Annotated in this window: 16 protein-coding genes and 2 tRNA genes; 4 read left to right on the top strand and 14 right to left on the bottom strand. The window is 55.3% G+C overall.

All coding sequences use genetic code 11. From position 1 onward, the window contains the following. Positions 1–111 precede the first annotated feature (111 nt). Positions 112–687: a hypothetical protein gene (locus tag F7C11_RS05600; protein WP_297091781.1), complete on the top strand. Its 576-nt coding sequence runs from the start codon at positions 112–114 to the stop codon at positions 685–687. On the opposite strand, the gene F7C11_RS05595 is transcribed toward F7C11_RS05600, so the two are convergent. The 3 genes from F7C11_RS05595 to F7C11_RS05585 all read right to left on the bottom strand — a co-directional run bounded on the left by F7C11_RS05595 (position 669) and on the right by F7C11_RS05585 (position 1,733). Then, a complete protein-coding gene (locus F7C11_RS05595; protein WP_167891690.1) occupies positions 669–848 on the bottom strand; it encodes an HTH domain-containing protein in 180 nt (59 codons plus the stop codon). The two genes, F7C11_RS05600 and F7C11_RS05595, sit on opposite strands and share 19 nt — an antisense overlap. A gap of 61 nt (positions 849–909) precedes the next feature. After that, complete coding sequence (locus F7C11_RS05590; RefSeq protein WP_297091779.1) at positions 910–1,491, bottom strand: lysine exporter LysO family protein; 582 nt, start codon at positions 1,489–1,491, stop codon at positions 910–912. After that, positions 1,488–1,733, bottom strand: a complete 246-nt coding sequence (locus F7C11_RS05585) for a hypothetical protein (RefSeq protein ID WP_297091778.1) — start codon at positions 1,731–1,733, stop codon at positions 1,488–1,490. The genes F7C11_RS05590 and F7C11_RS05585 overlap by 4 nt, the downstream gene beginning before the upstream one ends. 188 nt (positions 1,734–1,921) lie before the next feature. On the opposite strand from F7C11_RS05585, the gene F7C11_RS05580 reads away from it, so the two are divergent. Beyond that, the gene (locus F7C11_RS05580) at positions 1,922–3,121 is read left to right on the top strand and encodes a pyridoxal phosphate-dependent aminotransferase (protein WP_297091830.1); all 1,200 of its coding nucleotides are present in this window, start codon (positions 1,922–1,924) and stop codon (positions 3,119–3,121) included. 85 nt (positions 3,122–3,206) lie between these two features. Here F7C11_RS05580 and F7C11_RS05575 read toward each other — a convergent pair whose 3' ends face one another. The 3 genes from F7C11_RS05575 to F7C11_RS05565 form a co-directional block, all read right to left on the bottom strand. After that, the gene (locus F7C11_RS05575) at positions 3,207–3,410 is read right to left on the bottom strand and encodes a MoaD/ThiS family protein (RefSeq protein WP_297091775.1); all 204 of its coding nucleotides are present in this window, start codon (positions 3,408–3,410) and stop codon (positions 3,207–3,209) included. A gap of 725 nt (positions 3,411–4,135) precedes the next feature. Next, positions 4,136–4,210 (bottom strand) — tRNA-Cys (locus F7C11_RS05570). 21 nt (positions 4,211–4,231) lie between these two features. After that, positions 4,232–4,317 (bottom strand) — tRNA-Ser (locus tag F7C11_RS05565). Positions 4,318–4,419: 102 nt separating this feature from the next. On the opposite strand from F7C11_RS05565, the gene F7C11_RS05560 reads away from it, so the two are divergent. Both F7C11_RS05560 and F7C11_RS05555 read left to right on the top strand, forming a co-directional pair. Continuing rightward, entirely contained in the window at positions 4,420–5,688 is a 1,269-nt protein-coding gene (locus tag F7C11_RS05560) for an Nre family DNA repair protein (RefSeq protein ID WP_297091774.1), read from the top strand. A 66-nt stretch (positions 5,689–5,754) separates the two neighbouring features. Then, entirely contained in the window at positions 5,755–6,876 is a 1,122-nt protein-coding gene (locus F7C11_RS05555) for an alkaline phosphatase family protein (RefSeq protein WP_297091771.1), read from the top strand. 119 nt (positions 6,877–6,995) lie between these two features. On the opposite strand, the gene F7C11_RS05550 is transcribed toward F7C11_RS05555, so the two are convergent. Genes F7C11_RS05550 through F7C11_RS05515 form a run of 8 tightly spaced genes read right to left on the bottom strand, consistent with a single transcriptional unit; the run spans position 6,996 to position 16,397 of the window. Continuing rightward, entirely contained in the window at positions 6,996–7,643 is a 648-nt protein-coding gene (locus tag F7C11_RS05550; RefSeq protein WP_297091769.1) for a 30S ribosomal protein S7, read from the bottom strand. Between the two features lie 5 nt (positions 7,644–7,648). Beyond that, the gene (locus tag F7C11_RS05545; protein WP_014788295.1) at positions 7,649–8,092 is read right to left on the bottom strand and encodes a 30S ribosomal protein S12; all 444 of its coding nucleotides are present in this window, start codon (positions 8,090–8,092) and stop codon (positions 7,649–7,651) included. A gap of 10 nt (positions 8,093–8,102) precedes the next feature. Then, positions 8,103–8,540, bottom strand: coding sequence for a NusA-like transcription termination signal-binding factor (locus F7C11_RS05540; protein WP_297091766.1), 438 nt, complete (start codon positions 8,538–8,540; stop codon positions 8,103–8,105). After that, positions 8,540–8,845 (bottom strand): 50S ribosomal protein L30e, encoded by a 306-nt coding sequence (locus F7C11_RS05535; RefSeq protein ID WP_297091764.1) that lies wholly within the window; start codon positions 8,843–8,845, stop codon positions 8,540–8,542. Before F7C11_RS05535 ends, F7C11_RS05540 begins: the two co-directional genes overlap by 1 nt. 13 nt (positions 8,846–8,858) lie before the next feature. Then, positions 8,859–10,034, bottom strand: coding sequence for a DNA-directed RNA polymerase subunit A'' (gene rpoA2 / locus F7C11_RS05530; protein ID WP_297091762.1), 1,176 nt, complete (start codon positions 10,032–10,034; stop codon positions 8,859–8,861). A 5-nt stretch (positions 10,035–10,039) separates the two neighbouring features. Further along, entirely contained in the window at positions 10,040–12,757 is a 2,718-nt protein-coding gene (locus F7C11_RS05525) for a DNA-directed RNA polymerase subunit A' (RefSeq protein WP_297091760.1), read from the bottom strand. Between the two features lie 5 nt (positions 12,758–12,762). Then, positions 12,763–16,131, bottom strand: coding sequence for a DNA-directed RNA polymerase subunit B (locus F7C11_RS05520; RefSeq protein WP_297091758.1), 3,369 nt, complete (start codon positions 16,129–16,131; stop codon positions 12,763–12,765). Between the two features lie 17 nt (positions 16,132–16,148). Then, entirely contained in the window at positions 16,149–16,397 is a 249-nt protein-coding gene (locus F7C11_RS05515) for a DNA-directed RNA polymerase subunit H (RefSeq protein ID WP_088865748.1), read from the bottom strand. Positions 16,398–17,047: the final 650 nt, after the last annotated feature.

The following is a 17,047-nucleotide window of genomic DNA, read 5'->3' as shown; positions in this document are numbered from 1 at the left end:
TGATAGTGCCTGCAGGCATCGGTAGGGGTGAGGCTTTAAAAAAGTTTTTGCGTTTTGAACCAAAATCTTTAAATAACTAAATGTTATTAAACTGCTCCGGAGGTGGAGAGCATGGAGAGGATGATAACCACGGTTGAGGAGCTGAAGAGGCTGGAGGAAAAGGCCGAGAGGGAGTACAGGAAGCTCCTTAAGAAGCTAAGGGATCCGGAGTATGCCGATCTGAGGGCCCTCATAATGAGAATGGCCATAGATGCGGCATTCCACAGACATCTGATGGAGGCGCTTGAGAGGGCATATCATGACTCCATGAGGTTGGTGGAGGAGTATGGAACCGGAGAGAGTGCTGGTGAAGTGGCCCTCATCCCGGGTCTGCCCACGGTCGTGATGCCGCTGGGGTTCGGCGCAATGGGGGCCAGGGTTCCTCCTGAAGAGATAATCGAGGAGTACCTAAAAGACTTCCCGACGGAGGTTGTCCTGCCTGAGAACGGGGATGGGAAGGTGGGGGAGCTCCTTGGACGATACCTTGAGCTGGAGAGGGACATGCTGGAGCTCTACGACAGACTGTCCCGGAGGGCCTTCCACCCGGTCGTGAGGGAGCTCGTCAAGGAGATAAAAAGAAACGAGGAACAGCACGAGGCGATCCTCAAAAAGCTCAGCGAGAAGTATTCTCACTCCGCAGGGGCATAGTAGCAGCGTTTCGGCGAGATGATTTTGCCCTCCTTTTTGAGGATCTTGATAGCCTTATCAACCTCTTTCTTGTCGATTCCAGCGAGTTCGGCTATTTCCTTGCTCTTGAGGGGCTTTCCGGCCTCCTTCAGAACCTTGAAAACGAGTTCAACCTCAGCCATCTTTATCACCCCGTAGGTTTGTCAATAGAACCTAAAACGTTTGAACTTAAAAGGTTATTGGTCAGAACTGTAGTATGAATGGAACCACAAACGGTACAAGTGCCGTGAGCACGAAGCCGTGAACGAAGGCTATCAGCGCAACCTCGCTGCCCCCGAACTTCGTCATAATCGGGAGCGTCGTGTCCATGGTTGTGGCGCCGCCCATGGAGACCGCCAGCTCCTTCCGCATTTTTCCAATAGCGACGGGGTAGAGGAGGACGGTGAATATCTCCCTTGTCAGGTTGGCAAGGAAGCCGAGGGTGCCGTAGACGGCTGAATACTGAGCTATCAAAGGCCCGGTGAGGCTGTACCAGCCGCAGCCGGCCGCTATTGCCAGCCCCCACTTGAGCTCTATTCCCAGGAGCAGGGAAGCAACGAGGCCGCCCAGGAGTGAGCCCAGGAGGGTGCCTAGGGGCAGTTTTATGGCCAGCCTTCCGAGCTTCTTAATCTCCTTCAGGCGAAAGCTCTGACCGAGGTCAATTCCTATTATAAGTATCAGCAGGTAGAGCATGATTTCATAGAGATTGCCGAATTCGGGGGCATAGAAGTGCCCCGTGAGTATGCCCGCAGTCAGAGCGAGCAGGACGTAAATCAGAAACCTCATCCCCTTCCCCCCACGATGAGAGCGATTCCGACGCTTCCCGCAATTGTCAGGGCCGCGAATACTACGGATGAGCTTAGGAGCCACAGGGCGTCTATCCTCACTTTCCCGGCCTCGACGCCCATGAAGAATATCAGGAGCAGCAGTGCGGCGCTCATTGGAAGGTCGGCGTCTACCTTGCGTCCCTTCCGACGAAGAAGGTAGCCTATGAGAACGCCCGCGATTAGTGGGATAAAGATGTTCATGTAAAAACCTTCTTTTGAATGTTAATAAACGTATCGAGGGGCTCGGTGGGTGTTCACGTCATCATTCGTGAGCTTTCAGCATGCTTGCTACTCGTCATTGCCCGTAACCCGTTACAGTCACGCCCTTTTAAACCTATGTGGGCAAAGGTTTTTTACGACAACCATTCATCATTCAAATGGTGGTTCACATGATTCGTGCATCCGAAAGGGCCATGGGCATCGAATACGCCATAAGGGACGTTGTTCTCCCGGCGAGGGAGCTTGAAAAGAAGGGGATAAAGGTCATCAGGCTCAACATTGGCGACCCCGGAAAGTTCGACTTTCAGCCGCCGAAGCACATGAGGGACGCCTACTGTAAGGCCATCCAGGATGGGCACAACTACTACGGACCGAGCGAGGGAATCCCCGAGCTGAGGGAGGCAATAGTGGAGCGTGAGAGAAAGAAGAACGGCGTTGATATAACCCCCGACGATGTCCGCGTTACCGCGGCTGTTACCGAGGCGTTGCAGTTCATATTCGGCGCCCTCCTCAACCCCGGCGACAACATCCTTGTCCCGAGTCCCAGCTATCCGCCATACACCGGCCTGGTCAGGTTCTACGGTGGCATTGCCAATGAGTACCTTACCGTAGAGGAGAACGGCTGGCAGCCGGATATCGATGACATGAGGAAGAAAATAGACGAGAGGACGAAGGCCATAGCGGTCATCAACCCGAACAACCCAACCGGAGCGCTCTACGAGAGGAAGACGATTAAGGAGATACTCGACCTTGCCGGTGAGTACGACCTGCCCGTGATAAGCGACGAGATATACGACCTCATGACCTACGAAGGAAAACACGTCTCTCCGGGCTCCCTCACGAAGGACGTTCCTGTTATCGTTATGAACGGCATGTCAAAGGTTTACTTTGCCACAGGCTGGCGCCTCGGCTACTTCTACTACGTTGACCCCGAAGACAAGCTCGCCGAGGTGAAGGAGGCAATAGACAAGATGGCGAGGATAAGACTCTGCCCGAACACCCCTGCCCAGTTCGCGGCAATAGCCGGTCTCACAGGTCCGATGGATTACCTTGAGGAGTACATGGCCAAACTAAAGGAGAGGAGGGACTACATCTACAAGCGCCTAAGTGAGATTCCAGGGATAAGCACCACCAAGCCCCAGGGAGCATTCTACATCTTCCCGAGGATAGAGGAGCGCTCCAAGTGGAAGAGCGACAAGGACTTCGTTCTGGATGCCCTACATGAGGCCCACGTGCTCTTTGTCCACGGCTCCGGCTTTGGCTACGCCGGCGAGTGGCACTTCAGGGCGGTCTTCCTGCCCCCAGTTGAGATTTTGGAGGAGGCCATGAACAATTTCGAGGCATTTATGAGGAGGAGGCTTTCTGAGTGAACTCTTGTCTTTTCTCTCCTGGCTTTTTTCTTCTCCAACCCTCGCCCTTCAGGGCTGGGGAGATCAGAACCATTAAAAAGAGAGATCAGCCGCCGGAAACGACCGGAATAACCTCAACATAGTCGCCGTCCTTCACGTTCTCGTCTTCAAGTGCTACCCTTCCGTTGAGCTTTGCTATAGCGCTTTCGGTGTTGAATCCGACCTCACGGAGAACGTCTGCGACTCTCATGCCCTTCTGCCACTCGATTTCCTTCTCTATTCCCCTTCCAAGGACCTTTACCCTGATCATCTCTCACCACCGAAAGGTGGTACTTTCATGCCTTTATAAAATCTCCCGGCCAATGCGCTTACGCTCCCTTCGGGCTGAACGGTTGGCCCGGCACCGAGCGGTGGGAAGGGCCACCACTTCTGAGGCCAGCAAGCTTTGCTTTTGCAAAGCTTGACCAAACGACTTAACTGTTTAAAAAGGAGTAGTCAAAAGTTGGCATGCTTTTTCAAGAGTTACGTTTGAAGGGGTTTGTACTCACGCTGGTTGATTTAAGGAGTGTTTGCTTTAAAATAACGCCCGAAGGCGCTCAAGCATAGAAAACACGCTTGAAATTGCCAGTTGGAAGTCAAACCCCTCCAAAGAGCCCAGCACAAAAAGCATGCCGAACTTTGATGCATCTCTATCGATCAACTTTGCCCAGCAAAGTTTCCCAACGCAGGGTGAAAACCCCGCATCGGAGGGTTTGAGGGTACAGAGCAAGCTTTGAGAAAGCTTGACCAAAAGTTCCCTTCTCTATTAAACGGTTACAAGATAAAGCGTGCGCTCTGAAACTTGCCTGTGGTGGGGTTTAACTTTAAAACAGGTCACCAATCAGGTTCCACGCTTAGTCTGGCGTCCTTCGGACGCCTTGTGGAGAGTGGAACGTGGTAGAACGGCCAATTGAATGATAAACCACTCAAAAAACAAGTGTTTTTAAAATTGCACGCCATCTTTCCGTCAACGCTTTGCGAAGCAAAGGGTTGATGTGGAGCCGGGACCGGGATTTGAACCCGGGTGGAAGGGATCTGCAGTCCCTCGCCTCGCCTCTAGGCTATCCCGGCATTTGACCCAAAGAAATATGCTGGCGCCGCGGAGGGGATTTGAACCCCTGTGGGCAACGCCCACCGGCTTAGCAGGCCGGCGCCCTACCAGGCTAGGCTACCGCGGCACTCCAGTGCCCAGGTTATATGAGCCGAGGAGGGTTTTTAAGTTTTTTGGAACTTCCCCGCCATCGGCAAACCATAAATACCCTCCCACGTACCTATCTCCAATGAGTGCCCCACCCTTTAACTCGAAACTCTGTGCAGTATGCAAGGGCAGAAAGCTCCTCTGCGGGAGGCCTACCTGCCCGATTCTTGAGAGGTTCAGGGTAGCCCGCACCGTTGAGCAGAGACTGAACAAGCGCCACCTCTTTGGCTCTTCTCCCCCCAGCATCTTCGTCGGCGAGTACGGTTATCCCAAGGTCAGGATAGGCCCTCTCGTGCCCCCTGTTGAGGGGGACACGAGCTATCTTGACAACCCTCTCAAGTGGGAGGACAAGACGATAAGGGACATACTCTACTACCGGTCGCTCCTCGTCATGGGCGAGACCAAAGCCGACGTCCACGTGAGGAGGAGCGGCCGGATTTTGGGTGAGGTTCAGGAGCTGGCGATGAGCGTTAAGCCCGTTGACAGCGAGATACTCCTCAAGAGGAAGCCCATCCTCAAAGTCCTCCCAAGCGAGTTCGCCCCACCAATAGGGCCTAAGGCGGAGCTGCTCGATTTCGAGCTGACCGAGAATCCGAAAATTCCCCGCAGAACCGACTACGTGGTAAGCGACGAGCTGAAGGCGGAAGCGGCCATAATGCGTCTCTACAACTGGGGCTTCGATGAGTACTACATCATAAGGCTCCTCTCAGCGGGGCTTCTCGGCCTTGATAAGAGGCTCGTCCCAACGAGGTGGAGCATAACGGCCGTGCAGGACACCATAGGCAAGAATCTGAGGCGCGAGATTCTCCGCTACCCGGAGATAAACGACTACGAGGTCTACTTCTATCGCTTCCTCGGCAACCGCTACGCCGTCCTGCTGATGCCCGAAACTTACGCCTTCGAGCTACTTGAGGTGTGGTTGAGGGGTTCCCTCTTCGGGGCTAGTGAACCGAGCGTAATCCACGACTACGAGGACTTCCGGGGAAGGAAGGAATATGTAAAGGAAACCGCCGGCGCTTATCATGCGGCAAGGCTGAGCGTCCTCGAAGCGCTGAGGGAGAGAAGGAGGCAAGCTAGAGCGGTCGTGTTCAGAGAGGTCACCCCTGAGTACTACGCCCCCGTCGGGGTGTGGCAGATAAGGCTGGGGGTTAAGAAGGCCATGGGTAACCTCATAGGCCGCTTCGAGACCCTCAACGAGGCACTTGATGCCATAAGGAGGCGCCTCGAACATCCGTTTGAGAAGTACCTTGAGAGGAGCTACATCCTTGGCCATCTTGCGAGGCAGAAGACCCTCGACCAGTGGCTCGGAAGGAATATATACCGCCTTGATAAAGAAAGGGCAGGTGGATGACGAACACTCCATCCCACTGAAGGGTGATGACTGCACGTCAGGCTGACACCGCTTGGAGGTCTTGCGATGGGAAAGAAGCTCGCCCTCATAAGCCTCGATGGCAATGGAATCTACAACCTCAGGCACATGCCCTTCCTGAGCGAGCTGGCTGAAAGCGGCGATTTTGCGGTCGTTGATTCAATCTTTCCCACCCTTACCGACCTGGTTCACACGAGTGTAATGACAGGTGTATGGCCAAAAGACCACGGCGTCGTTGAGAACGGTTACTACGACCGCTTAAGCGACAGGAAGGTGAACTTCTACGACTATGAGGTGGCTTTCAACCCGCACAGGGTCATAGCGGCACCAACCATCGTGGATATCCTTAGGGGTAGGGGCGTTAGAACCGCCGCCGTCAGTGGCTACACCATGCCGCCCTTCAGCGGAACCGATGTCAGGATTTTCCCACCCTTCTTTGCTGGTGATAGGATGTACCGTCAGCATGGTCGTGATTGGAGGAAGGACGCCTGGGTTATGAACTCGGCCCTCTACCTCTATGAGGAGTGCAGGCCCGATTTGCTCCTCGTCCACTTCGCCTCGATAGACGGCATGAGCCACGATTACGGCCCGGAAAGCGAGGGAGCTTTAAAAGCGGTCGAGACGGTAGATACCGCCGTCCGGACCCTGTGGGAGCGCCTGAAGGACGAGTACGCATTCATAATCTTCGCGGATCACGGGCAGGAGAAAGTGCACACCTGGGTGAACCTGCGCGTTTACCTCAGGAAGCACGGGGTTGAAACGCTCAGGGTTTCGTCGGGTGGTGGTGTTCACGTCTATCTAAAAGACCCGAGCCAGAGCGAAGAGGCCTTTGAAGTTCTGAGGAGGGCTCCGGGGGTCAAAGAAGTGTTTTTCCGCGATGAGCTCCCCCACCTGAACACGCCCAACAGCGGCGAACTAATAGTCTCGGCCAAGCCGGGATACTGGTTCTGCTCCCACAGGATGTGCAAGGGCATAAAAGGAGTAAGCCACTGGGTGAAGGGTATGCACGGCTCGATGAACGAGCCGGTCGTGAAGGTTCCGCTCATTCTCTGGGGCTTTGAGAGGGCAAACCTTGAAAACGCCTCGCTCATGGACATAGCGCCGACGGTTTTGAGGTTCTTCGGGATAGAAAAGCCGGGGAATATGGTGGGGAGGAGCCTGATTGAATAGTCAAATCATGATCTCGTCCCTGAATTCGAGAGCATCTTACCCAACGAATACAAGAACATCAAGGACATTTGGGATATCGGCCGAGAAAAGCGGAAATGAAGGAGAAACCCCGCCAGCCCTCAGCGTGAGGACTGGGCGATCCTCTCGATCTCTTCCTTCTTGCTGTAGGCGAAGCTCTTCGGGTCCCTGTTGGCGGCGGCTATGATTTCCTCAGCCAGAGCCTGGGCGTAGCTGGTCTTGTTCCTGTAGCACTTTGCTGAAGCGCCAAGGGCGATGTTCTTGAGGGCTATGTCGAGCCTCCTGAGCGGAGAGACGTCGACCGCCATGTGGTAGCGGATTCCACCGAAGGCTATCGTTGTGGTGTCCTCCCTCGGGGCGGAGTTCTCGATGGCCCTCACGAGAACCTGAATCGGGTTCTGCTTCGTCCTGCGCTCGATGATCATGAAGGCCTCCTTGACGACCTCGTAGGCCTTCATCTTCTTGCTCATGAGGGAGCGGTGCTCACGCCTCATGAAGTGGCCGCCGACCTTGTGGCCGCTGGCTCCGCTGCGCATGACCTTGTTGATGAGCCTTTCAACGATGTGAACGTTGGCCTTTCCAAAGGGTTTCTTGGCGTGCCTTCCATGGCTGTGGGGGAGTATGCGGGCATCAAGGTTGATGTAGGGCCTGAGCGACGGGTCGTTGACGGTTACATCCTCAACGCTCCACCTTCCCATGACCTTGAGCTCCTTTGGCTGATAGAACCTCTCTGTAAACGGCTTGGCCATTCACTTCACCTCCTCGGCTTCTCCTTCCTGCCCTTGACGAGCTCCTTGAGGCTAACACGGTTCACCTTGACGACCTTGTACCTGATTCCGGGGATATCACCCATAGAACCTCCCTTTGGACCGCCGATTCCCTCGATGATGACCTCGTCGTGCTCGTCGATGTGGTTTATTGCACCGTCACCCGGCGTGAAAGCGGTAACGACCTTACCGTTCTTGATGAGCTGAACCCTGACGGCCTTACGCATAGCCGAGTTCGGCTGCTTAGCCTCGACGGCTATCTTCTCAAGGACGATTCCCTTGGCCTGCGGAGCGCCCTCAAGCGGGTCGCTCTTCTCCTTAAGGCGGAGGACTCTCCTCTTGTACCTTATGTCGCTCCAGCGGAACTTCTTTCTCTTGAGCTTGAGCTTTCTACCGGCAAACTCTCCATACGGGGCCTTCTTTCCAGGCATGATCATCACCTCAAATTATGATCACATCTTGAATGCCGTGGTGTCTCTCCATCAACTCTTTCACGAGGTTGATGTTCTGGCCGCCCCTTCCGATGGCGCGCGGCTTTTCACGCGGACCTATGTCCAGGAGGGCGACCTTCTTACCATCACGCTTCTCAGTGATGTGAACCTTTTTAACCTTAACCCCGAGGCTCTTATAAATGTTCCTCAGGAACTCTTCTGGGTTGTCTGAGTGCTCGATAAGCTCTATGTCCTTTCCGAGCATGTTCTGAACGCGCTTGACGTTGGCTCCCTTCTTTCCGAGTGCCAGTCCCATCTCACCCTTCTTGATGACGTAGATCAGCCTGTTTCTCTTGCTGTCTATGAGGCAGTCCATCACTGTCGCTCCGGTCATGCTCTCGAAGAGCGCTATGAACTTGATCTGGTCGGTGTTGAGCTTGAGCGGCATTACTCCTTACCCCCAAGAGCCAGTATTCTGCTCTCACCGGGGTCTATCACGGCGAGGGCCGAGACAGTGTGCGGCCTTCCCAGAAGGGTTCCGAGCTCAACGCTGGTCCCCTCAAACTCATAAACAGGTATGCCGCTGAGCTTGGCGTAGTACTCGATGTCCTCCTTGATGTCCGGTCTGGCGTTCTTTGCGACGATAATCAGCTTCGCTCCACCCATCTTGGCGTACTGTATGGCCTTCTTGGCACCCATGATTATCTTTCCGGTCTCCTCAGCCTTCCTAAGCTCGAATGCAAAGTCAACCATTAACTACACCTCCCTACTCCCTTTTCGGTCTCAGGGGGAGATTCATTGCCAGTTTGACTATTCCCGTACCGACGGGCACGGGCTGTCCGATAAGGACGTTCTCGACGACGCCGTTGAGCGGGTCGGTTTCGCCCCTTTCAGCAGCCTCGAAGAGGTGCTGGGTGGTGATCTCGAAGGCGGCCCTGGCAAGCACGCTGGCCTTCTCCCCAACTATACCGTGCCTGCCTATGGGCAGTATCACACCGTCGAGCGTCATCATGTCGGCGACGAGCATTATGTGCCTGACGTCGACCTCAAGACCCTGCTCGCGCATCGTGTTGACGATTTCCTCGATGATCGCATTCCTCGCCGCCTCGATGCCGAGCACCTCGGCGATCTCGTGGATGTTGTTGGTCCTGGTTCTCGTCGGGTCAACGCCCGGAACCTTGAGGATCTGCTTGAAGTTGGAACCCTCAGTGTAGATGACGTACTCGTCGCCTTCCTTCCTTATGATGGTCTTCCCGACGCCCGAGAGACCCTTAAGGCGGTGCTTTTTAACCTTTTCGGCAAGTCTCCTCAGGTCGGAGAGCTTGCCGACCTTCTTGGGGCGCATTATGACCGTGTAGCCGTCAACCTCAAATTCGGCGCTCTTGAAAGAGCTCTCCAGCTTCCTCTGAATTCTCTCCATGTCGAGACCGGCCTTTTCGAGCCTCTCCGGGTCAATGTCAACTATGAACTCGAAGTTGAGGATGTCTATGCTGGTCTCCCTTGCGAGGTTCTCAAGGCTGGTTCCCTCAATGCGCCTCGCAACTTCCAGAGCCTTCTCCCTATCATAGCGGTGCTTCTCGTCGAGGTAAACGGTCATGATTGGCGTTGAGGGGTTCTTTCTCGCGTCGACAATCTCGATGATCCTCGGCAGACCGAGGGTGACGTTGATCTCGGCGACACCCGCGTAGTGGAAGGTGTTGAGGGTCATCTGCGTTGACGGTTCACCTATCGACTGTGCCGCGACGGTCCCGATGGCCTCGCCCGGCTCTATAAGCGCCCTCTGGTACTCCTTAACGGCCTCGTCTATGATGGCCTGAACCTCGGCCTTCTTGAGCTTGTACTTCTTGTTGTACTCGATGAGCTTGTTGTAGAGCTCTTCCTTGATGTTGTCGGGAAGCTCGGCCTTGTCAACCATGCTCTTGATGGTTTTTGCGGCGACCATTTACCTCACCCCTTCCCCCTCACTTTGAGCAGGGTTTTCACAATGACCCTATCAACGTCCACGGTCTTGCCTCCCCAGCTCTTCATGGGGTCTATTCCGTCCTCACCGTACTTGAACTGGACGATGATTCCGGTCGGATCCCTGACCGTTCCGTCGTAGTCAACCTTGAGGTCCTGGAGCGCGTTGATGAGCCTGCGCTGCATGTAACCGCTCTGTGCCGTCCTGACCGCGGTGTCAACCAGTCCCTCACGTCCACCCATAGCGTGGAAGAAGTATTCCTGTGGCGTGAGACCGCTCTTGTAGGAGTTGGTGACGAAGCCCTTTGCCCTGGCGCCGAGGTCATCTGGCTTGAAGTGAGTGAGAACCCTTCCGCGGTAGCCGCGGTAGAGCCTTTTACCACGGATGGACTGCTGGCCGAGCATTGCGGCCATCTGGGTGATGTTGAGCATTTTACCCCTCGCTCCGGTCTTTGCCATTATGACGGCGTGGTTGTTCATACCGAGGTAGCGCTCGGCGACCTTACCGGCATTGTCACGCGCCTCGGCCAAGACAGCCATTATGTTGCTCTCCAGCGTCTCTTCAAGGGTTTTACCGGGTAGAGGTTCAAGCTCTCCGTTCTTGTACGCCTCGATAAGCCTGTTGACCCTCTCCTCGGCCTCGCGGATTATCTCCTTGATCCTGTCGAGGGCCTCGCTTGGGAGGTCTTCGTCGTCTATCGCAGTGGTGAAGCCCTTGTGGGTTATGACCCATATGGCTAGCTTGGTGACCTGGTCGAGGAACTGCCTCGCCCTCTCAACGCCATACTCCCTCACTATGAGGTCGAGAAGCTTTCCGTCCTCCCTTCCGTAGGCCTTCTTGTCTATCGCACCGCTCAGGAGCTTTCCGTTGAGTATGTAGGTGAAGCCGTCGTAGGCGAGCTTTCTGACCTCCTCCTCATCGGGGATAAGCTTCTCCTCTATGAGCTTCTCAATGGCCTCGCATCTCTCGGGGTCATCGCAGAGCTTGTTGCGGTACCAGATGGTGAGGTCGTCCGGCAGGAGGAGCGAGAATATGGTCTTTCCGCTCCAGAGCTCAACGCCGTTCTCGATCTTGTCCGGCTTGGGGAGCTCCTTCACGTCAACGCCTGCAAACATGAGCATCTGCTCGACCTCTGAGCGGGTGAAGTGGGCCCCCTCACGTGTGAGCAGGTAGCCGCCTGAGATGTGGTCCTGTATTCCGGCGATGAGCGGGCCACCGTACCTCGGGGATATGATGTGGTTCTGGACCTCCATGAGTATCTTCGCTTCCGCCTGCGCCTCCTCCGTCTGCGGGACGTGGAGGTTCATCTCGTCACCGTCGAAGTCCGCGTTGTAGGGCGGACAGACGGCGAGGTTGAGGCGGAAGGTCTTGTAGGGCATTACCCTGACGCGGTGGGCCATGATGGACATCCTGTGAAGCGAGGGCTGTCTGTTGAAGAGAACTATGTCCCCATCGAGGAGGTGCCTCTCGACGGTCCAGCCGAGGTCGAGCTTTTCGGCGATGATCTCAAGGTTGTTCTCCATGAGGCGTATCCTTCTTCCCTCGGGGTCGATAACGTAGTTGGCTCCCGGGTACTTCTCGGGCCCGTTGAGCACCATCCTCTTGAGCTTCTCGAAGTTGAACTCGGTGACCTTTTCCGGAACGGTGAGCTCCATGGCTACAGCTATGGGAACACCAACCTCGTTGATGCTTATCATCGGGTCTGGGCTGATGACGGTACGGGCGGAGAAGTTGACACGCTTACCGCTGAGGTTTCCACGGAAGCGTCCTTCCTTACCCTTGAGCCTCTGTGCCAGGGTTTTCAGCGGCCTTCCGCTCTTGTGCTTGGCCGGCGGTATTCCGGAGGTCTCGTTGTTGATGTAGGTGGTGACGTGGTACTGGAGGAGATCCCAGAGGTCTTCTATAATCAGCTGCGGTGCGCCGGCCTCGATGTTGGACTTGAGGCGGTTGTTGATACGGATTATGTCGACGAGCTTGTGGGTGAGGTCGTCTTCGGCACGAATGCCGCTCTCAAGCGTGATGGAGGGTCTCATGGTAACGGGCGGAACGGGCAGAACCGTGAGAACCATCCACTCCGGGCGGGCCTTTTCGGGATGGAGTCCAAGGAGCGGTAAGTCCTTGTCGGGTATCTTCTCAAGCCTGTCCCTGACCTCGCTCGGCATCATCCTGTGCTTGTACTCGTTGCCCTCCTCGTCCTTCCTGAGCTCCCAGTAGATGGTCGGCCTCTCGAACTTGATCGGGAACTGCGGGGCACCGCAGTGCGGACAGACCATTCTCTCCTTGGCCTTCTTGTGTATCTCCTTGATGAGCCTGTCCTTGGCCTTCTTTCTGTCGCCCATGACCTCGAACTTGTGGGTGTACTCCTCTATCTCCTCTTCGGTGAGCTTTATCCTTCCGCACTCGCGGCAGGTGCTCTCCAGAACCCTGTGGATGGTCTTGGCGAAGCCGACGTGGATTATCGGCCTGGCAAGCTCAACGTGGCCGAAGTGGCCGGGACAGTCTCCGGCTCTCGCTCCGCAGGTCTCACAGCGCAGTCCCGGGTCGATAACACCTAGCCTCTTGTCCATGAGGCCGCCCTCGATGGGGTAACCGTCATCGTCGTATGTATCGGGGACGCTTATCTCGGCCGCACTCATCTTTCTGATTTCTTGAGGTGAGAGGATTCCGAACTCAATACTTCCGATGACCTTTTTCATCGACTGCATGGCGATCACACCCTATCAACTATGTTGAGAGACGGCCTTATTCCCATCGCCTTCAGCTCATCCAGCAGCAGCTTGAAGGCGTAGCTCATCTCCACCTTGCTTATCTTTTCTTCCTCTCCGCAGACCGGGCAGTAGACTTTACCCCTGCGTTTGTCCTCAAGTGCCAGGTGTCCGCAGCTCTCGCAGACCCATACCTCGGTCTTGTCGCTTTCCTCCAGCAGTCTCTCTATGAGCAGCATCGCGGCGCCGTGGCCGATGAGGACGTCACGCTCCATCTCACCGAACCTGAGACCACCTTCCCTGGCTCTTCCCTCGGTGGGCTGCTTGGTGAGAACCTGTACGGGACCCCTGCTCCTCGCGTGCATCTTGTCGGCCACCATGTGGTGAAGTCTCTGGTAGTAGATGACACCGACGAAGATGTCAGCCTCAAGCCTTCTACCCGTTATGCCGTCGTACATGACCTCCCTGCCGCTGTGTTTGAATCCGAGCTCCTCAAGCTCCTTCCTGAGTTTCTCCTCCGGCTCACCGATGAAGGCCGTGCCGTCAACGCGCCTGCCCTTGAGCGAGGCAACCTTTCCACCTATGGCCTCGATGAGCTGTCCGACGGTCATACGGCTCGGGATACCGTGCGGGTTGACTATGAGGTCGGGAACGATTCCGCTCTCAGTCCAGGGCATGTCCTCCTGCGGGACGATAAGACCGATAACACCCTTCTGACCGTGCCTCGATGCGAACTTGTCTCCGAACTCGGGGATGCGCAGGTCCCTCACGGTTATCTTGACGAGCTTGGTTCCGTCGCCGGTCTCGGTGATGATGACCTTGTCCACTATGCCCTTCTCGCTCGGTCTGACGGCAACGCTGGTTTCACGTCTCTCCTGGAGGATTATACCTCCGAGACCGCTCTGCTCCTCAAGGAACCTCGGCGGGGAGGTTCTTCCGACGAGGACATCCTTTCCTTCCACCTTTGACTCCGGGAAGATTATACCGTCCTCATCGAGATGCCTGTAGTACTTCTCGCCCAGATAGCCCTGTATGGTCGGGTCGGGAACTTCAAAGCGGTCAGTCTGGCCGCCGAGGTATCTCTTCTCTTCTGCCTCGTAGGTTCTGAAGAAGGTCGAGCGAGCAAGACCGCGCTCTATCGAGGCCTTGTTCATGATGACGGCATCTTCCATGTTGTATCCCGAGTAGCTGAGAACCGCGACCACGAAGTTCTGACCGGCGGGTCTCTCTTCAAAACCAACTGCCTTCATTATCCTTGAGTTGACGAGCGGAACCTGCGGGTAGTGCATGAGGTGGCCTCTCGTATCAACGCGAATCCTGAAGTTGGCCCAGCCGAGACCGAGGCTCTGCTTTGCCATACCTGCACCGTAGGTGTTTCTCGGAGCGGCGTTGTGCTCCGGATACGGGACGAGCGAGGCAGGAATGCCGAGTATCGCCGCGGGCATCAGCTCAAGGTGGGTGTGCTCCTCGGTGACCTCCCAGGGCCACGTTGCCACGTAGGCGTTCTCCTCTTCCTCGGCGTCCAGGTACTCGATGACCCCCATCTTGACGAGGTCGCTCCAGGTGAGGGTGCCGTTCTTTATCCCCTCGACGTGCTCTTTCGTGAGCTTGGGCTGTCCGTTTTCGACTATGATGAGGGGCCTCCTAACACGGCCATCGTCACTGTTGATGTATATCTCTTTGACCTCCTCGTCCTGGTAGAGGGCAACGTTGATTGCGTCGCTTATTCTTCCGCTTCTTCTGTCGGTTCTTATTCTGTTCACGAGGCTTTCCCCGTCCTCAACGGTTCCGATGAGAACGCCGTTGAGGTAGACACGCCAGAGGTCTGGATTCGGCCTCTGCTCCTCTATTGGGATAACTCCGAGCCTGTTGAGGTACTCCCTGGCCTCTTCCTCCGGGATTCCGGTGGTTATCTGGGCCATCAGAGCGAGGTTCTTGACGAGACCACAGTTCGGACCTTCAGGGGTCTCAGTCGGACATATCCTGCCCCAGTGAGTTCCGTGCAAGTCACGCGCCTCGAAGTGGGGCTGATCCCTGCTCAGAGGAGAGGTGACACGCCTGAGGTGAGAGAGGGTTGACATGTAGTTGGTCCTGTCGAGGAGCTGGCTCACACCGGTTCTACCGCCGGGCCAGGCGCCGGTAGCTAAAGCGTGCTCAATCCTCTCGCTCAGCACGTCGGGCCTTATCGAGTTTCTAACGAACCTCTGGATGTTCTCGAAGGTGTACCGCTCACCCTTCCTCTGGTAGGTCTTGGTCATCTGGTACTGCATGTCCTTGACGAGCTGGCCGAAGGCCACCCTAAAGAGGTCTCTGAGGAGGTCTCCCGCTAACTTGAGCCTCTTGTTGGCGTAATGGTCCTTGTCGTCCTCACCGCGGAGGCCGAGGGAAAGCTCCAGAACCTTGAGGGCCATCATGCCGAGATAGTAGGCCTTTGCCTTTCTGTCCTTCTCCTCAACGCCCATGTGGGGCAGGAGGTTGTTGTCTATGATGTGCTGGGCCCTTCTGAGCCTGTACTCCTTGGGCTGGCCTGGGAGGGCGAGCTTGCCTATGTAGTCGAGCGCCTCCTCCTGGCTGGTTATGTCGCTTGCGTCCTCAAGGTTGTCGAAGAGAACCTGCTGTATGCGCGGGTCGTCGCTCACCGCCTCGACTATCTCCTTATCGCTGAGAACACCCAGGGCGCGCATAACGTAGACGAACTTAACCGGCCTGGGAACGTTTGGGATGTTGACGTAGAGAATTCCGTCCTTTCTCCTCTCGACGGTGATTAAAGCCCTGTATCCGTGCCTGTAGGAGAAGCACTTGGCTATCACCCTGTTCTGCCTCTGGTCTCTCTCAACCAGGGTCTTGTTCGGGGCGAGGTCTTCGATAGAGACGATAACCCTCTCGGAACCGTTGATGATGAAGTATCCTCCCGGATCCTTCGGGTCCTCGCCGAGTTTTATAAGCTCCTCGTCGCTGAGGCCGTAAAGGCGGCACGCCTTGGATTTGAGCATTATCGGGAGCTCACCTATGCGCACCTCGACGGCTTCCTGGGCGATTCCGTTAACGACGGGAATGAGTTCAAGATACAGTGGAGCAGAATAGGTCAGGTTTCTAATTCTTGCGTCCATCGGGTAGAGGGGCTTTCTCTGTCCCTGGGCCTCCTGGAACTCGGGCTCGCCGAGGCGAACCTTTCCAAACCTGACTTCGAAATCGGGGATGTCCGGCTTAATGCCGCCGAACTCGTCTATGACCTTCTGCATCCCGTAGTCGATGAAGGCGTTGTAAGAGTCAAGGTGCTGTCTGACGAGTCCCTTTTCCTTCCAGTATGCCTCCATAACGAGCCAGAGGTCGTCAGGAGTAACATCCACAACGGTCGGTCCTCTCGATGCCATAATCTCACCTCGCAGAATCAGTCCTCAACCACCAGACGGTAGTAGTAATAGTAGCCCGCCGTCGGGCTCTTTCTCTTGATCTCAAGAACGTCGCCGGGCTTCGCGCCGAGCGCCACAACGGCTGGATCCGAAGCCTTGATCTGCGGAAGCTGGGAAATCCTAATCCTGTACTTTCTGAGGAGCTCCTCTTTCTCCTCCTCGCTGAGTATCCTGTGTTCAGGAACCAGCTCGTGAGTGAATATATCAAATTCTTTTTTCGCCGCCACCGAGAATTGCCCCCTTAACATTTTTTAAGAACGATTATCACTACCTCCCACCTGCGGGTTTCGGTATATAAGCTTTTCGAGTGATAACTCGCCCACAGGGGTTTATATCGGTTACGAAAAGTTTAAGAACCGTTTTCCATGCCGAAAATCTACGCTGATGCACTGTTATGTTCACCTTTACTGGGAAAGCCTTATAAATGGTCAGCACGGGTTCGAGGTTCGAACTCAACGGGAAATGACTGAACGCCCGAAATTCGTTGGAGTTTTGATATTGTTCCGTGGAATAACTTGTCATGATATCCCATTTGATGAAATTTGTTGTCATATTCGCTCAAAATATGGGCAAAATCTGGTCAGTTTTTTGAGAAAAATGGGGGAGAATCTGGGCTCCAAATCCAGAACATGGGGAGATATTGGCTTATTTTAGCTGGTGGCCAGACTTGATTCCATGATTACAGAAAATCTGGACACTGCGGTATTCATCAGACATTGCAGGCTGGTACTGCATCCGTAAACTAAAAATGATATCAAGCTTGGCCGATTGGGTGTACTGCCAGCTTTTAATCGAACTTCTCTAGAAGAGTTTCTTGTGGTGGGCCCGGGGGGCTTTGAACCCCCGACCACGCGGTTATGAGCCGCGCGCTCTGACC

It is taken from the genome of Thermococcus sp., from assembly GCF_015521605.1.
In the GTDB taxonomy this organism is placed as follows: Archaea; Methanobacteriota_B; Thermococci; order Thermococcales; family Thermococcaceae; genus Thermococcus.
Note: the sequence above shows the minus strand (reverse complement) of the source record. Positions and strands in the feature narration are given on the sequence as shown.

Bases quoted from the DNA above. Each gene is read 5' to 3' on its own strand.
- F7C11_RS05600 (WP_297091781.1), top strand. From the start codon at position 112: ATGGAGAGGATGATAACCACGGTTGAGGAGCTGAAGAGGCTGGAGGAA.
- F7C11_RS05595 (WP_167891690.1), bottom strand. From the start codon at position 848: ATGGCTGAGGTTGAACTCGTTTTCAAGGTTCTGAAGGAGGCCGGAAAG.
- F7C11_RS05590 (WP_297091779.1), bottom strand. From the start codon at position 1,491: ATGAGGTTTCTGATTTACGTCCTGCTCGCTCTGACTGCGGGCATACTC.
- F7C11_RS05585 (WP_297091778.1), bottom strand. From the start codon at position 1,733: ATGAACATCTTTATCCCACTAATCGCGGGCGTTCTCATAGGCTACCTT.
- F7C11_RS05580 (WP_297091830.1), top strand. From the start codon at position 1,922: ATGATTCGTGCATCCGAAAGGGCCATGGGCATCGAATACGCCATAAGG.
- F7C11_RS05575 (WP_297091775.1), bottom strand. From the start codon at position 3,410: ATGATCAGGGTAAAGGTCCTTGGAAGGGGAATAGAGAAGGAAATCGAG.
- F7C11_RS05560 (WP_297091774.1), top strand. From the start codon at position 4,420: ATGAGTGCCCCACCCTTTAACTCGAAACTCTGTGCAGTATGCAAGGGC.
- F7C11_RS05555 (WP_297091771.1), top strand. From the start codon at position 5,755: ATGGGAAAGAAGCTCGCCCTCATAAGCCTCGATGGCAATGGAATCTAC.
- F7C11_RS05550 (WP_297091769.1), bottom strand. From the start codon at position 7,643: ATGGCCAAGCCGTTTACAGAGAGGTTCTATCAGCCAAAGGAGCTCAAG.
- F7C11_RS05545 (WP_014788295.1), bottom strand. From the start codon at position 8,092: ATGCCTGGAAAGAAGGCCCCGTATGGAGAGTTTGCCGGTAGAAAGCTC.
- F7C11_RS05540 (WP_297091766.1), bottom strand. From the start codon at position 8,540: ATGCCGCTCAAGCTCAACACCGACCAGATCAAGTTCATAGCGCTCTTC.
- F7C11_RS05535 (WP_297091764.1), bottom strand. From the start codon at position 8,845: ATGGTTGACTTTGCATTCGAGCTTAGGAAGGCTGAGGAGACCGGAAAG.
- rpoA2 (WP_297091762.1), bottom strand. From the start codon at position 10,034: ATGGTCGCCGCAAAAACCATCAAGAGCATGGTTGACAAGGCCGAGCTT.
- F7C11_RS05525 (WP_297091760.1), bottom strand. From the start codon at position 12,757: ATGCAGTCGATGAAAAAGGTCATCGGAAGTATTGAGTTCGGAATCCTC.
- F7C11_RS05520 (WP_297091758.1), bottom strand. From the start codon at position 16,131: ATGGCATCGAGAGGACCGACCGTTGTGGATGTTACTCCTGACGACCTC.